Raw genomic sequence first — 15,769 nt, 5'->3', positions numbered from 1 at the left:
CGTGGTGACACAGGACCGGGCCCGACGGGTGCGCGCCCTTCTCGACGACGTACGGGCCGAGGGACGGACGGCGCTCACGGCGCCCGAGGGCAAGGTGATCGCCGACGCTTATGGGATCGCCGTCCCCGGCGAGGAACTCGCCAGGGACGCGGACGAGGCGGTGGCCTGCGCGGCGCGCTTCGGCGGGCCCGTCGTGCTGAAGATCGTCTCCCCGGACATCCTGCACAAGACCGACGCGGGCGGCGTGGTCGTCGGCGTGGAGGGTGCGGCGGAGGTACGGGCCGCCTTCCACAAGATCGTCGAGAACGCGCGGGAGTACGACCTGCAGGCCCGCATCGCGGGCGTACAGGTCCAGGAGCTGATCCCGCAGGGGCAGGAGGCCATCGTCGGCGCGGTGACCGACCCGACGTTCGGGAAGGTCGTGGCCTTCGGGCTCGGCGGTGTACTGGTCGAGGTCTTCAGGGACGTCACGTTCCGACTCGCGCCCGTGGACGCCGACGAGGCACTGTCGATGCTGGACTCGATCCGCTCGGCGCAGATTCTGCGCGGGGTGCGCGGTGCGCGGCCGGTGGACAGGCGGGCGATCGCCGACCAGATCCTCCGGGTGTCCGAACTCGTCGCGGACTTCCCGGATATCGCCGAGGTGGACCTCAACCCGGTGATCGCCACCGCGGAGGGCGCGATCGCGGCGGACATTCGCGTGATCCTCGCGGAGCGGGTTCCCCGTGAGCGCCGGACGCACCCGCGCGAGGAGATCCTCATCTCCATGCGTCGCCTGATGCGGCCCTCCTCGATCGCCGTGATCGGCGCCTCAAACGAGCAGGGCAAGATCGGCAATTCGGTCCTGCGCAATCTCATCGACGGCGGCTTCCCGGGCGAGATCCATCCGGTGAACCCCAAGGCCGACGACATCCTGGGCCGCAAGGCCTACCCGAGTGTCACGGACATTCCCGGCGAGGTGGATGTGGCGGTGTTCGCCGTCCCCGCCCCGTCCGTGGCCCCGCTCCTGGAGGAAGTCGGACGCAAGAACATCCCCAACGCCGTGCTGATCCCCTCCGGGTTCGCGGAGAGCGGCGAGCCCGAACTCCAGGACGAGATCGTGGCCATCGGCGAGCGGCTCGGCATCCGGCTCCTCGGTCCGAACATCTACGGCTACTACTCGACCTGGCACCACGTGTGTGCCACCTTCTGCGCGCCGTACGACGTGAAGGGCGGGGTCGCGTTGACCTCGCAGTCCGGCGGCATCGGAATGGCCGTTCTGGGCTTCGCGCGCACGACGAAGACGGGTGTTTCGGCGATCGTCGGGCTCGGCAACAAGGCGGACCTGGACGAGGACGACCTGCTCACCTGGTTCGGCGAGGACCCGCACACGCAATGCATCGCCATGCACCTGGAGGACCTCAAGGACGGCCGCGCGTTCGTCGAGGCGGCCCGCGCCACGGTCCCGAAGAAGCCGGTCGTGGTCCTGAAGGCCGGTCGTACGGCGGCCGGCGCCAAGGCCGCCGGTTCGCACACGGGCGCGCTCGCGGGCGACGACGCCGTGTACGACGACATCCTGAGGCAGGCCGGCGTCATCCGGGCCCCGGGGCTGAACGAAATGCTGGAGTACGCGCGCGCGTTGCCGGTGCTTCCGACTCCCCAGGGCGACAACGTCGTGATCATCACGGGCGCGGGCGGCAGCGGCGTGCTGCTGTCCGACGCGGTGACCGACAACGGCCTGTCCCTGATGGAGATCCCACCGGACCTGGACACGTCCTTCCGGGAGTTCATCCCGCCCTTCGGGAGCGCCGGCAACCCCGTGGACATCACGGGCGGCGAGCCGCCGTCGACGTACGAGGCGACGATCCGGCTGGGCCTTGAGGACCCGCGCGTCCACGCGCTCGTCCTCGGCTACTGGCACACCATCGTGACCCCTCCCCTGGTCTTCGCCGAACTCACCGCGCGCGTGGTGGCCGAGTTCCGCGAGCGCGGGATCGAGAAGCCCGTGGTGGCGTCGCTCGCGGGCGACGTCGAGGTCGAGGAGGCCTGCCAGTACCTGTACGAGCGGGGGGTCGTGGCCTACCCGTACACGACCGAGAAGCCGGTGGCCGTCCTCGGCGCGAAGTATCGCTGGGCGCGTGCGGCGGGGCTGTTGGGGGGCGGGTTCATGACGTGAGTGTGCGCGGGGGCGGCCGACGGTGCGCGTCGGCCGCCCCCGGGACCCATAAGCGCACGAAAGGCATTTGGCAGGGGGCGCTGACCAGATCTTTCGACGCAAGGGGTGCTTGAGCAACATGACATCCACCGATTATTCGACGTCCGTCCCCTATCAAGAGGTGACGGACCGCAACGGCCGCGTGTACCGCGTCGGCGAGTCCGATATCGACATCATGGGCCGCAAGCGCAAATGGATGGTCATCCTGCCCTGGGCGGGCATGATGGGCATCAGCTCCGCCGAGTACGCGTTCACGTCCGCGGAGGACACGCTCCACGATGCTCACCTGTGGAGCAGCGGACACATCTTCTGGCTCATGGGCGTCTGGGTGTTCTTCCAGGCGGCCGTGGCCTTCCCGGCCGGGCAACTGCGGGAGAGCGGCCGCCTCCCCGCCTGTACGGCGATGCTGCTGGGCGCACTCGGCACGCTGCTGGGCTACCTGTCGTTGGCCTTCGCACCGCATGTGCTGATCGCCTATCTCGGCTTCGGCATGTGCAGCGGCATCGGCGCCGGCCTCGTCTACGCGACCAGCGTGAACATGGTCGGAAAGTGGTATCCGGAGCGCAAGGGCGGCAAGACGGGCTTCGTCAACGGCGGTTTCGCCTACGGGTCCGTGCCCTTCGTCTTCCTGTTCACGTCGTACATGGATCTGAGCAACTACAAGGGCGTGCTGATCGCGGTCGGCCTGCTCTGCTGCTCCGTCGTCGCCGTCGCCGGCTGGTTCTTCAAGGACCCGCCCAAGGGGTGGTGGCCCGCGGACGTGGACCCGCTGAAGGCGTCGGACGACCCGAAGATCCGGCGGGCGCTGGAGAAGAACCCGCCGGCGGTGAAGCAGTACACCCCCAAGGAGGCCGCCCGTACCCCCGTGCTCTGGATGATGTGGTTCTGTCTGCTGTGCACGGCCGGGATCAACATCTTCGGCATCGCCTTCCAGGTGCCGTTCGGCAAGGACATGGGCTTCGCGGGCGGGATCGTGGCCACGGCGATGTCCCTGAAGGCCATCGTCAACGGCACCGGGCGCGGCGTCATCGGCTGGATATCCGACCGCGTCGGCCGGCGCCACACACTGATCATCGTGTGTCTGGTGCTGGGCTCCGCCCAGTTCGGTGTGCTGGTCTCCGGCCAGATGGGCAGCATGCCGTTCTTCCTGTTCTGCTCCATGGTCTCCGGTTTCGGCGGCGGCGCGATCTTCCCGCTGTTCGCGGCCATGACGGCTGACTACTTCGGCGAGAACAACAACGCCTCCAACTACGGAATGGTCTACAGCTCGAAGTTGATCTCGGGCCTTGTGGGCTCCGGTATGGGCGCGGTCGTCGTCGGCGCGTGGGACTACCATGGCGCCTTCGTTCTCGCCGGATCCATCGGGCTGGCATCCGCAGTGCTGGCCCTGTTCCTCAAGGCTCCCGGCCGGCCGCAGGCCCGGAGCATCGTCCCCAACCCGCACCCGCTTGGCGAGGAGATGGCGTAATGACGGCGGAACCCATCGCCACGAAGGAAGCGTCGGACGAATCCGACGCCTCGAACCGCGCATACCGTGAAGTCACCGACTCCCGGGGTCGTGTCTACCGGATCGGCGAGACTGACCGGGACATCCTGGGCCACTCACGCAAGTTCATGGTGTATCTGCCGTGGACAGCCATGATGGCCATCAGCGTCTTCGAGTACGCGTACGGCTCCGCCGAGGACACCTTGTCCCACGCGCACGGCTGGACGCAGAGCAACACCTTCTGGATCCTGAGCGTCTGGGTCTTCTTCCAGGCCGGCATCGCCTTCCCCGCGGGCTGGCTGCGGGAGAAGGGCATCCTCACCGCCCGCAAGGCCATGTACGCAGGCTCGGGCATGTGCCTGATCGGCTTCCTCGCCCTCTCTCACCTGAGCAACGTGCTGCTCGCCATCCTGGGCTTCGGCGTCATCGGCGGCGTAGGGTCCGGCCTGGTGTACGCGACCTGCATCAACATGGTCGGTAAGTGGTTCCCCGAGCGCCGTGGCGCGAAGACGGGATTCGTCAACGGCGGATTCGCCTACGGCTCCCTGCCGTTCATCTTCATCTTCAACTACGCCTTCGACACGGCCAACTACCACCGCGTCCTGGACCTCATCGGCTGCTACGTAATGATCGTGGTGCTTGCCTCCGCGTTCTTCTTCAAGGACCCGCCGAAGAACTGGTGGCCCGCGGACGTCGACCCGCTGGCCTATGGCGGCACCGAGAAGGGTGCCGCCGCCCTGGCCAAGAACCCTCCCGCGGTGAAGCAGTACACACCGAAGGAGGCCATCAGGACCGGCATGCTTCCGCTCATGTGGATCGCCCTCGTCATGACCGCGGGTGTGTCGATCTTCGGAATCTCCTTCCAGGTCGACTTCGCCAAAGAAGTGGGCTTCGGACCGCTGGTCGCCGCCTCGTCGATGGGCGTCATGGCCGTCATCAACGGCGTCGGCCGGGGTGTGGTGGGCTGGCTGTCCGACACCTGGGGCCGCAAGCAGACCCTGGTGTTCGTCATCGTCGTCCTGGGTCTCGCCCAGTTCGGCGTGATCTGGGCCGGTGACATCCACAGCGAAGGCCTGTTCCTGTTCTTCGCCTTCCTCTCCGGGTTCGGCGGCGGAGCCTTCTATCCGATGTTCGCGGCTCTGACGCCGGACTACTTCGGCGAGAACTACAACGCCACCAACTACGGTCTGGTGTACAGCGGCAAGCTGATCAGCGGCCTGTTCGGCGGCGGGCTGGGGTCGATGGTGGTCGCCGCCTGGGGCTACAACGGCGCCTACGCGCTGGCCGGCGGCGTCTCGATGGTGGCGGCGGCGATCGCGCTGCTGCTGAAGCAGCCGGGGCGGACCGGGGCGGACACGTCCGCTCCGCAGCCGCAACCGGTCGCCTGAGCAAGCGAGTCCTGGGCAAATGGATGGGGCGGCCCTCCCCACGACGCGCGTCGTGGGGAGGGCCGCCCCATCCGTTGGCCCCCTCATCCGTTGGTCAGGACTGGTGGCGCTTCTTGCGGAGGGCCGCGAGATTGTCGTAACCGATCTTCGCGTGCTTCAGCGACTGCCCCAGGTCGGTGGCGCTCGGGGCGTTGTCCTGCTCGACCATCGGGTTGTGGTAGTTGCGCGCGCCGACGCGTGAGAAGAACGTGGTGTAGTCGATGACACCGGTGCCGAACGGCACCATGTCGTACCCCATGCCGTTCGTGGTGTTGACGGTGCCGTCCTTGGCGTGGAAGAGCGGGTAGCGCCTGTTGTGGCGGGTGACGAGCCCCGCGGGATCGAAGACGTTCTCCTGCGTGGAGCTGTCGTGGGCCGGGTACGTATGGAACTTGTACTGGGCCACGTGCGCCCAGAAGATGTCCATCTCCAGCCAGACCACCTTCGGGTCGGTGATCGTGAGGAAGTACTCCAGCTTGCGGATGCCGGAGCTGCGGGTGGGATGGCCCTGCGCGTCCAGCGGACCGCCGTCGAGCAGGAAGCCGTACGCCGCGTCGTGGTTGTGGGTGTACAGCTTGATGCCCTCACGGCGGGCGATCTCGCCGAGTGCGTTCCACTTGTCCGCGGCCACGTCCCAGTCGGCGCGGTAGGCGCTGCCGGTGGGGTCGCCACCGGTGCCCATGTGCGCCATGCCGAGGATGTTGGCGATCTCCAGGTGCTTCTTGAAGGTGTCCAGGTCGGCGGTCGTGAAGGGCCAGGACGGCGGTATGAAGCCGTGGTTGCCCTGTGCCCGCAGCCCGTACTCGTCGAGCCAGGAGCGCAGCAGCTTGGCGCCCTCCACGGACTCCAGGTTCGCTCCGCCCGGGGCGTTGGCGTGCTGCCCGTATCCGGCGAACTCCACCTGTCGGTATCCGAATCGCGAGAGCTGCTGGAAGACCTCACGGAATCCGGAGGGCAGATCGGTGGCGAGCGGGTCGCGGCCCGTCGCGTCACGGACGGTGTAGAGGATGATGCCGCGCTTGTCCGCGGGGACGAGGACGTCGCCGCCGTGGTCGTGGCCTCTGTCCCGGTCCTGGGCCAGGGCCGGTGAGGCGCCGAGGACGGGGGCGGCGATCGCCGCGGTCGCGGCGGCCGTGCAGGTGCTGAGGAAGCGGCGACGGCTGACGCCGAGAGTGCGACGCAGGGCGTCGCCGGTTACGGATTCGTCGTTGAACGCGGTCACGGTTTCTCTCTTTCGGATCGGTGTTCAGCGGTGGCGGGTGCCGGGAGGTCTGCTGCTCGTGCCCGGGTCGGAGGCCTGCCGAACGCTCGTCGGGCGCGTTGTCAGTGGCGCGTGTTTCACTTTCTGTAGTCGCTCGTCACGGCTTGTCAGGCCTCGTCAGGTGAGGCCGGCCAGGTCGAGCAGCAGGGATTTCACTTCGGTCGCCGCGACGCGGCCGGTGACTGCGCGGGGGGTGGAGCAGATGATGAGCGGACCTTCGTCGTCGCTCAGGGGGAGGCGGCCGTGGCTGCCGCGAATAGGTGAGGGGTCCAGGGGCACGACCGCCATGCGGTAGCGCATGCCGAGCTTCTTGCGGGCCAGAGCCGTGGCCGCCTTCACCTTGACGTAGGGGTCGAGTGGATCCATGAAAAGTTCGACCGGGTCGTAGCCGGGTTTGCGGTGGATCTCGACGAGCTGCGCGAAGTCGGGCGCGTGGGCGTCGTCGAGCCAGTAGTAGTACGTGAACCAGGCGTCCGGCTCCGCGACGGCGACGAGTTCGCCGGAGCGCGGATGGTCGAGGTGATGGGTCCTCTTGCCCTCGTCGTCGAGGAGTTGCTCGATGCCGGGCAGGTCGGCGAGCGCCGCCTTCGTGGTCTCCAGGTCCTCGGGCCGTCGCACATAGACGTGGGCGATCTGGTGGTCGGCGACCGCGAAGGCACGGGAGGCCATCGGATCGAGGTACTCCATGCCGTCCTGCGTGTGCACTTCGAGGAGTCCGGCGCGGCGCAGGGCGCGGTTGATGTCGACGGGGCGGTCCGCGCGCGTGATGCCGTACTCGGACAGCGCGACGACGGTACGGCCTTCGGCCCTGGCGTCGTCGAGGAGGGGAGCCATGGCCGTGTCCAGGTCCGCGGCCGCCTGGAGGGAGCGCGGGTCGTCGGGGCCGAAGCGCTGCAGGTCGTAGTCGAGGTGAGGGAGGTAGCAGAGGGTCAGGTCCGGCCGGCGGGTGCGGTTGATGTGGCGGGTCGCGTCGATGATCCAGCGGCTGGAGACGAGGTCGGCACCGGGACCCCAGAAGTGGAAGAGGGGGAACGTGCCCAATTCCTCGGTGAGTTCGTCGTGCAGGGCCGGGGGCCGGGTGTAGCAGTCGGGTTCCTTGCGGCCGTCGGCGTAGTAGACGGGACGGGGAGTGACGGTGATGTCGGTGTCGGCGCCCATGGCGTACCACCAGCAGATATTGGCGACCGTGTAGCCGGGGTGCGCGCGCCGCGCGGCGTCCCACAGCTTGTCTCCGGACACCAGGCCGTTGTGCTGACGCCACAGGAGTACGTCGCCGAGCTCGCGGAAGTACCAGCCGTTGCCGACGATGCCGTGCTCGGCGGGATGGGTGCCGGTGAGGAAGGTGGACTGGGCCGCGCAGGTGACGGCGGGCAGGACGGTGCCGAGCGGCGCACGGGAGCCGGACTGGCCGAGGGCCTTGAGGTGCGGCATGTGGGCGAGGAGACGGGGGGTGAGGCCTACGACGTCCAGGACGAGGAGAGGGGCGGGACGGGGTTGCTCGCCGGAGTGCTCGGGTTGGGCTGTCGGGGCCGGTGGCTGGGTCACGGCAGCTCCTTGAGGCCGAGGTCGGTCAACAGATCGCGCGCGAGGGTGAGTTCGGCGGCGATGCCGTCGGCGAGCTGGGCGCGGGCGCGGGGGCGCAGCTCGGGCGGGAGCGCCTGCCAGGTGTAGGTCTCGACCTCCAGGTGGCGGGTGAGCGGGTGCGGGCCGCCGACGAGGTGGGCGAGCGCGGCCCGGAGTACGGGGAGTGTGGAGGTGAGAGGCGCGGCGGGGGCCGCGTGCAGTGGGACGTGGAAGTGGGCGCGCCATGGGGAGGCGTCGGGCAGGGCGTCGCCCGCCAGCGCTTCGCCGAGATCGTCGGTGCCACGCAGGCCGGCGGATGTCCGGTTGCGGGTCTGGTGCAGGAAGCGGGGTTCGTCGAAGGCGGCGAGGGCGGTGCGGACTTCGGGGAGATGGGGGTGTTCGGCGTGCAGGGCGGCTGAGAGCTGCGATTTGACGACGGGGACGCGGGCTTGCGCGAGCGCGTCCAGGGCGTGGTGCGGGTCTTCGAAGGAGGTGGCGAGGTGGCAGGTGTCGACACAGACACCGATGCGGTCGTGGCCGATCGCGGTGAGCGGGGCGAGGGCGTCGGTGGTGGTCTCGACGATGCAGCCGGGTTCGGGCTCGAGGCCGACGCGGATGGAGCGGCCGGTGAGTTCGTGCAGGGCGTCCAGGCGTTCGGCCAGCGTGCTCAGCGCGGTGTGGGCGGTCGCCGCCCGCTCGCCGTCGTACGCCGTGCGCCAGGCAAGGGGCAGGGTGGAGATGCTGCCCTCGGTGACGTCGTCGGGAAGGAGCTGGGCGAGGACGCGCGCCAGGGAGGTCGTGTGGGCGAGCCGCTCCGGGTCTGCCCAGTCCGGCTTGTAGACGCGGTACTTGACCTCTTCGGCGCCGAAGCCTTCGTACGGGAAGCCGTTGAGGGTGACCACCTCGAGGCCACGGCGGTCGAGTTCGGTGCGCAGGCCGCGCAGCGCGGACGGGTCGCCGACCAGGGTGCGGGCGGCGTCCTTGGCGAGCCACAGTCCGATGCCGAGGCGGTCTCGCCCCAGGCGTCGGCGGACGGGTTCGCAGTGGTCACGGAGCTGGGCGAGGACGCCGTCGAGGGTCTCGGCCGGGTGGACGTTGGTGCAATAGGCGAGGTGGACGGTGGAGCCGTCGGGGTGGCGGAAACGCATGGCTCACTCCCCGCCGCGGAGGATGGTGTTGCCTTCGTGGGTCGCGTCGGTGCCGGTCATGTCGAGAGACAGCCGTCCGCTGAGCCCGTAGAAGGCCACGGGGTTGCGCCACAGCACCCGGTCGACCTCGTCGTCGGTGAACCCGGCCTTCAGCAGGGCCTCGCCCACCAGGCGGGTCTTGAGGGGATCGCTCCTCCCCCAGTCCGCGGCCGAGTTGACGAGCAGCTGATCGGGCCCGTACTCCCGCAGGACCGCGACCATCCGCTCCTCGTCCATCTTGGTGTCCGGATAGACGGAGAAGCCCAGCCAGCAGCCGCTGTCCTTGGCCTCCTTGACGGTGGTCTCGTTGAGGTGGTCGACGAGGACACGCTCCGGGGACAGGGCGGACTCGCGGACGGCGTCCAGGGTGCGGCGCAGACCGGCCAGTTTGTCGCGGTGCGGGGTGTGGACGAGCGCGGGCAGCCCGTGATCGGCGGCGAGCTGAAGCTGGGCGGCGAGCGCGGTGTCCTCGGCGGGGGTCATCGAGTCGAAGCCGATCTCGCCCACGGCCACGACCTGGTCCTTGACGAGATAGCGGGGCAACTCGTCGAGGACCGGGACGCAGCGGGGGTCGTTCGCTTCCTTGGGATTGAGGGCGAGCGTGCAGTGGTGGGCGATGCCGTACTGGGCGGCGCGGAAGGGTTCCCAGCCGAGAAGCGAGTCGAAGTAGTCGAGGAAGGATGCGGGTGAGGTGCGGGGCTGGCCGAGCCAGAAGGAGGGCTCGACGACGGCGCGGACGCCCGCGGCGTGCATGGCCTCGTAGTCGTCGGTGGTCCGTGACGTCATATGGATGTGGGGGTCGAAGATGCGCATCAGGACTCCTTGCCGGAGGTGCCGGAGGTGCCGGACGTACCGGATGTGCCGGATGTGCCGGGGGCGCCGGGGCTTCGGGACGTGCCGGGGCTGCCGGACGTGCCGGTGGGGGTGACCGTGGGCTCGGTCAGGGCCAGGACGCGGTACAGGTCCTCGGGTACGGAACGGCCCGCGGCGGCGCGTTCGTCGGCGTAGTCGCCGAGCATGCGGGCGAGCTCGGCGTCGGCGTGGGCGCGCCCGGGCAGGTCGGCCACCTCGTCGACGGGGACGCCGGTGAACAGGCACTTCAGGACGGCGTGGCGCCAGTTGTGGGGGTCCAGGTGCAGGGCCGCGTACGGGCCGACGGCTGCCGCGACGAGTCGGGTGTCGTTGGTGCGCAGGGCGTCCTCGACGAGAGGCAGCGCGTCGGGTCCTGGCACAAGGTGGGGCAGGGCGTGCAGGACGGCTCGCCGTTCGGCGGCGGTGCCCTGGCGGTAGACGCGAGTGAGGGCGTCCTGATCGGCGCGGGCGGCGTGCAGGAGGAGTACGCGGGCGGCGTCGGCGTACTCGGGCCCGCACCGGCGCCCGGCCTCGGTGATCCGCAACTCCCAGACGGAGATGGGGCCGTGGGTGCCCGGGTGGGCCGCCGCCTCGTCGAGGGCCTGGTCGAGCCAGGCGCGAGCCGCTCCGCCGAGATGGGTGTTCAGGCGGGCACGCAGGGCGGCGAGGCCGGGCTGGGCGCGATGACCGGCCTGGCGCCGGGTGCCATGGACGTCGTGGCTGCCCTGGCTGTGCTGAGCTCGGTGCGGGTGGTTCACGGGGTTCTCCCTTCGGGGCCCTCGGGGATCGCCCGGGCCGCGCGGTGGAGGAACGGAAGGGACTGTGCGGCGAAGTGGGGGCCCGCATGGGAGTGGCGGGGCAGTTCGACGACGGTCAGGGCCTGGTAGCCGGTGGCGGCCAGGGCTTCGAGTACGGGCGGGAAGTCGATCTCCCCGTCCCCGAACGGGAGGTGTTCATGGATGCCGCGGCGCATGTCCTCGATCTGGACGTGCCGCAGCCAGGGGGCGGCGGCGCGTACGCAATCGGCGGGAGGCAGGGGTTCGAGGCACTGGCAGTGGCCGATGTCGAGGGTGAGTCCGAGCACGACCGGGTCGCCGAGTGTTCGGCGCAGGCGGTGGAAGTCGGCGAGGGTGGCGAGCAGGTGGCCGGGTTCGGGTTCGACGGCGAGGGGGACGCCGGCGCGGGTGGCGGCGTCCAGCACGGGGCCGAGCGCCTCGGCCAGCCGCTTCCACGCGGTGTCCTCGTCCGTGCCGGCCGGGGTGACTCCGCTGAAGCAGTGCACGGCGTGGGCGCCGAGGTCGGCGGCGACCTGGACGGCCCGGAGGAGCAGGCCGACGCGGCGCGCGCGGTCGTCCGGGGCGGGGTCGAGGAGCGAAGGGCCGTGTTTGCGGCGCGGGTCGAGGACATAGCGGGCACCGGTCTCGACCGTGACACCCAGACCGAGCGCCGCCAGCCTGCCGGCCACCTTCCCGGTGCGGGCGGCCAGGTCCGGGGCGAGCGGATCCAGGTGCATGTGGTCGAGGGTCAGGCCTACGCCGTCGTAGCCGAGGTCGGCGAGCAGTGCCAGGGCATCGTCGAGTCGGAGGTCGGTGAGGCCGTTGGTGCCGTAGCCGAAGCGGAGGGGCCGGGGGGCCGGGGCGGGGCGCGTGTGGGCGGCTGTGCGGGGGCTCGGGATCATGTGACGCTCACCTTCCCCGCGAACGTGCGGGCGGCTGGGGCGAGCGCGGCGGTCAGCAGGGCGGTGACGGGGGCGCCCGCGCGGGCGGCGAGGGTGGCCTGGAGAGGGATCATGGCGCGGATTCCGCCGCCGACGGCCCGTTGGGTGAGCGGAGGTGAGGGGTTCAGGACGGCGTGGAAGAGCGGGTGGGCGGAGGTCGCCGCGTAGGCGAGGGTGAGGGCTGCGCCCAGCGTGTCCGTCACGGGGTGCGGGAAGGGGCCGGGGACAGAAGCGGCACCGCGTGCTGGGCCGAGTCTCACGCCGGTGCCGACGCCCGCCTTGCCTGTACCCGTGCCCGCGCCCATGCCCGTCGCGGCATCAACATGCCCTGATTGCACCGCTGTTGGGACGTCGGCAGCGCGCCGGCCCGTGTCTGCCCGACCGTTCGACAGCCCCCAGGCCAGCGCACCCGTTGTGGCCAGCGCGGCCAGCGGTGCCACCGGCGAACCGCCCTGCGTCTCGCCGCGGGACACCGTCGTCACCGCGAGGGTGTGGGCGGCCAGGGTGAGGGCGGAGGGGAGGGCACGGCGGGCGGTGCGAGAGCCGGCCCTCGCACCGAGGGTCACGTCCTGGCCCGGCGCGGCCCGTCCGGTGGCCGCCGGGCCCAGGTGCCGGTCCCGACTGCGAGCGGTACCTGCGGTGGCCGCGGCGCCGAGGAGTACGTCAAGGCCGCGCGCGGTGGCCATCGCGACAGGTCCGGCGGGGGTTCGTTTGAGCGTGAGGTCGTACGCCCAGACGGTGGCAGCGAGGGGCGCGGCGACCGCGAGGGAGGAACGGCCCGCGCGGGCCGCCAGGGCGAGGCCCGCTGCGGTCAGGGCTCCGGCCGCAGCGAGTGCCGCGGCCGGGTGTATGCGGCCGGAGGGCAGCGGGCGATGCGGGCGTTCCACGGCGTCCTCGGCTCGGTCGGCCCAGTCGTTCAGGGCCATGCCCGCCTCGTACAGGCAGAGGGAGGAACCGATGGCGAGCAGCGTGCTGGAGTTCGGGCGGGCGCCTACGGCGGCGGCCCCCGCGAGGGCGTCTCCGGGGACGGTGAACAGGGCGGGCAGACGCAGAAGCTCAGCCCAGGCCCAGGCTTTCGCCCGCGCCCTCGGACCCAACCCGGCCGACGCGCCCGCCCTGACCGACCCGGCCGACCCAGTCGCCCCGGCCGACACGGCCGACACGGCCGACACGGCCGACACGGCCGACACGGCCGACACGGCCGACACGCTCACCCCAGCCAACCCGGCTGACCCACCAGCCCCGGCCGACGCGCTCGCCCCGGCCACCCCGACCAGCGCGCTCCTCTTGGCCAACCCGGCCAGCGCGCTCCCCTTGGCCAACCCGGCCACCGCGCTCGCCACAGTCGACGCAGCCGACGAGCCCGCCGCAACCGCCCCAGTCCTCCACAACCTCACCTGCCCTCCCCAACGAGTCCCCGAAGGCGTCCTGCGAACCCCGCGAGTGCCGCGTACTGCTCGCCCAGGGCCGAGGGGCCCTCCCCCATCGGGTCCTTGAAGTAGAAGCCGAGTTCGCTCAGCGGGCCGGTGAGGCCGGTCTCGTGGGCGCGGGTCGCCAGGCGGGCGAGGTCGAGGACGAGTGGGGCCGCGAGTGCGGAGTCGCAGCCCTGCCAGGTGGTCTGGAGGATCATGCGCGTGCCGAGGAAGCCGTCGAAGGCGATGTGATCCCAGGCGGTCTTCCAGTCGCCCAGGGAAGGGACGTCGTCGATGTGGGTCTCGCCCTCGGGGGCCGCGCCCAGGGTGTCCGCGAGTACGCGCTCCTTGCCGGCGTTCTTCGCCGCGGCGGCTGCCGGGTCGGCGAGGGCTGCTCCGTCGCCGCCGCCCAGGAGATTGGTACCGGACCAGGCACGAACCGTCAGCGCGCGCTGGGCGAACATCGGGCCGAGCACCGACCGGAGCAGCGTCTGGCCGGTCTTGCCGTCGCGCCCCGCGTAGGGCAGCCCGCTGGACTCGGCCAAGGTCGCGAGGGCCGGATGGTGCAGTCCCGTGGAGGGGGTGAAGTTCACGTACGGACAGCCCGCCCGCAGCGCCGCAGCCGCGTACAGCGAGCTGGGGGGCAGCGCGGTCCCGGCGGGAGCCGGCTCCGTGGAGGCCACGTTCACCACCACCGCCCGGGTCAGGCCACAGCGGCGTACGAGGTCCCGTATGTCCGTGGCGAAGGCGTCCACGAGGTCGGCCTGGTCGCGGGTGTCGCCGGGGACGGGCCCACCCGGGCGGATCTCCCGGTCGGCTGCCTCCAGTTCGGCCGCGATCGCAGACGGGAGGCCGTGCGAGAGCACGCCAGCGGCGACCAGGGCCTCCGCCCGCTTCGGGAGCGGGCAGCCCACCGTGTCGTGGCCGCCGAAGACGAGGGACGACAGCGCGGGCAGGCCGCAGTCGGCGAAGAGGTCGGTCTCGGTGACCATGCCCGTGGGGGCGTGCAGCCCGGCGGTGACGGCCGCGCAGCCCGCGATGACGGTGGTGGCGACGGAGCCGCGTGCTCCGATCAGCCACACCCCCACCCGGGAATCGGAAAGGGACGCGGACATGGGCAGCCTCCTTGTCGTACGTCAGTCAGGAGATTCATCAGCCGGGAGTTGCACCAGCCGGGAGACACGTCTCCCGGGAGGGGCGAGACGGCGGGCGGGAGTACGGCGCCTCCCGCCCGCCGCCGCTCAGTCGCCCGGCGAAGCCCGGTACGCCATGGGCTTCGAGGGCAGTTCCTTGATCCGCACGTCACGGAAGGACACCTGGTCGTCGGCTCCGTGGTTCTGGATGCCGACGTGCCCGTCGCGCAGGCTCCGTGCCGGATCGGTGTTGGTGAAATCGTTGATCTTCACGCCGTTGAGCCAGACGCGGAGCCGTTCGCCCTCCACGCGGATCTCGTACGTGTTCCACTCCCCCGGCGGGTTCAGCGCGCGGTCGCGCTTGTCGATGTCGGCGGACTGGAAGCTGTACACGGCTCCCGTGGTGCGATCGGGGGTGTCGGTCGCGTCGATCTGGATCTCGTAGCCGTTGTTCACGGCCGACCAGGGGTCGTCGGAGGCCGGGAAGCCCACGAAGACACCGGAGTTGTCGTCCCCGGCCACCTTCCAGTCCAGCTTCAGCGAGTACGAGCCGAAGCCCGCAGCGGAGCCGGAGTCCACAGCGGAGCCGGAACCCGCAGCAGAACCGGAGTCCACAGCGGAGCCGGAACCGGCGTACCAGAGCATCCCCAGACCGCCGTTCGACGTCAGTGTGCCGTCGTCCGACAGCGAGAACGAACCCGGTCCCGCCTGTTTCCACGCCGCCAGCGACTCGGCCGTGCCGTCGAAGAGCGGCCGGTAGCCGTTCTCCGGACGGCAGTCGGCCTGTGCGTCACCGATGGCGTACCGGATGCCGCCCAACAGGTGCTTGCGGAATGCCGGTTCGGCGTAGGACTCCTTGGTGTGACCGCCCCCGGTGTAGAAGGCGCGGCCGCCCCGGTACTCCTGGCACCAGGCGATCGGATGGTCGCCGCTCATCGTGCCGCCGGTGTACGACGACTCGTCGAGCGAGGCCAGGACGTGGGCCCGGTCCCGCGGATTGGAGCGGTAGTTGTACCACTCGTCCGTGCGGTCCCAGGCCTTCGGCAGCTCCGAGGTCGCCGGGTGCGCCCGGTCCTCGACGTCGACCGTCGCGGGCTGGATCGCGGGGTGCGACTGGAAGTACGCGCCCGCGAGCCCGCCGTAGAAGGCCCAGCCGTACTCGGTGTCGGCGGCCGCGTGGATGCCCACATAGCCGCCGCCCCGCTTGATGTACCGCTCGAAGGCGGTCTGTTGGGTGTCGTCGAGGACGTCACCGGTGGTGGAAAGGAACACCACGGCGTCGTAGCGGGCGAGGTTCTTCGTGGTGAAAGCGCCCGCGTCCTCGGTGGCGTCGACCGCGAAACCGCCGGTCGCCCCCAACTCACGTACGGCCGCGATCCCTTCCGGGATCGAGTCGTGCCGGAAGCCGGCGGTCTTGGAGAAGACCAGGACCCGGCTCTCGTCGGCTCCCTTGGAGGCCGCCGGTCCCGACACACAGCCGATCAGCAGAGCGGCCGCGGCGCCCACCGTCAGCATCTGCGCTGATGTGCGCATGCCC

General features: G+C 70.7%; 12 protein-coding genes. 3 read left to right on the top strand and 9 right to left on the bottom strand.

The features are described from left to right. The first annotated feature begins 1 nt into the window (after nt 1). From OG390_RS42495 to OG390_RS42485, 3 genes are all read left to right on the top strand, one after another. Entirely contained in the window at nt 2-2,155 is a 2,154-nt protein-coding gene (locus OG390_RS42495) for an acetate--CoA ligase family protein (RefSeq protein WP_406175447.1), read from the top strand. Nucleotides 2,156-2,273: 118 nt separating this feature from the next. After that, nucleotides 2,274-3,662 carry an OFA family MFS transporter gene (locus tag OG390_RS42490; protein ID WP_406175445.1) on the top strand — a complete coding sequence of 463 codons (1,389 nt, stop codon included), beginning with the start codon at nt 2,274-2,276 and terminating at the stop codon, nt 3,660-3,662. Continuing rightward, nucleotides 3,662-5,068, top strand: a complete 1,407-nt coding sequence (locus OG390_RS42485; protein ID WP_406175444.1) for an OFA family MFS transporter — start codon at nt 3,662-3,664, stop codon at nt 5,066-5,068. The genes OG390_RS42490 and OG390_RS42485 overlap by 1 nt, the downstream gene beginning before the upstream one ends. A gap of 94 nt (nt 5,069-5,162) precedes the next feature. Here the strand turns inward: OG390_RS42485 and OG390_RS42480 are convergent, their stop codons facing one another. The 9 genes from OG390_RS42480 to OG390_RS42440 form a co-directional block, all read right to left on the bottom strand. Beyond that, entirely contained in the window at nt 5,163-6,329 is a 1,167-nt protein-coding gene (locus OG390_RS42480) for a sugar phosphate isomerase/epimerase family protein (protein WP_406175442.1), read from the bottom strand. Between the two features lie 156 nt (nt 6,330-6,485). Further along, nucleotides 6,486-7,913, bottom strand: coding sequence for a nucleotide pyrophosphatase/phosphodiesterase family protein (locus tag OG390_RS42475; protein WP_406175440.1), 1,428 nt, complete (start codon nt 7,911-7,913; stop codon nt 6,486-6,488). Continuing rightward, complete coding sequence (eboE, locus tag OG390_RS42470) at nt 7,910-9,079, bottom strand: metabolite traffic protein EboE (RefSeq protein WP_406175438.1); 1,170 nt, start codon at nt 9,077-9,079, stop codon at nt 7,910-7,912. The genes OG390_RS42475 and eboE overlap by 4 nt, the downstream gene beginning before the upstream one ends. A gap of 3 nt (nt 9,080-9,082) precedes the next feature. Beyond that, nucleotides 9,083-9,931, bottom strand: coding sequence for a TatD family hydrolase (locus tag OG390_RS42465; RefSeq protein ID WP_406175436.1), 849 nt, complete (start codon nt 9,929-9,931; stop codon nt 9,083-9,085). Beyond that, nucleotides 9,931-10,728 carry an EboA domain-containing protein gene (locus OG390_RS42460; protein ID WP_406175434.1) on the bottom strand — a complete coding sequence of 266 codons (798 nt, stop codon included), beginning with the start codon at nt 10,726-10,728 and terminating at the stop codon, nt 9,931-9,933. The genes OG390_RS42465 and OG390_RS42460 overlap by 1 nt, the downstream gene beginning before the upstream one ends. Then, on the bottom strand, nt 10,725-11,648 hold the full coding sequence (locus tag OG390_RS42455; RefSeq protein WP_406175432.1) for a sugar phosphate isomerase/epimerase family protein: 924 nt from the start codon (nt 11,646-11,648) through the stop codon (nt 10,725-10,727). The genes OG390_RS42460 and OG390_RS42455 overlap by 4 nt, the downstream gene beginning before the upstream one ends. Then, entirely contained in the window at nt 11,645-12,886 is a 1,242-nt protein-coding gene (locus OG390_RS42450) for an SCO3242 family prenyltransferase (protein ID WP_406175430.1), read from the bottom strand. The genes OG390_RS42455 and OG390_RS42450 overlap by 4 nt, the downstream gene beginning before the upstream one ends. 194 nt (nt 12,887-13,080) lie before the next feature. After that, entirely contained in the window at nt 13,081-14,214 is a 1,134-nt protein-coding gene (locus OG390_RS42445; RefSeq protein WP_406175428.1) for an inositol-3-phosphate synthase, read from the bottom strand. Nucleotides 14,215-14,340: 126 nt separating this feature from the next. Further along, nucleotides 14,341-15,765: a ThuA domain-containing protein gene (locus OG390_RS42440; protein ID WP_406175426.1), complete on the bottom strand. Its 1,425-nt coding sequence runs from the start codon at nt 15,763-15,765 to the stop codon at nt 14,341-14,343. Nucleotides 15,766-15,769: the final 4 nt, after the last annotated feature.

This window comes from Streptomyces sp. NBC_00996 (assembly GCF_045162675.1).
Lineage (GTDB): Bacteria > Actinomycetota > Actinomycetes > Streptomycetales > Streptomycetaceae > Streptomyces.
The sequence above is the reverse complement of the archived record's forward strand: the minus strand, read 5'-3'. Positions and strand labels throughout refer to the sequence as shown.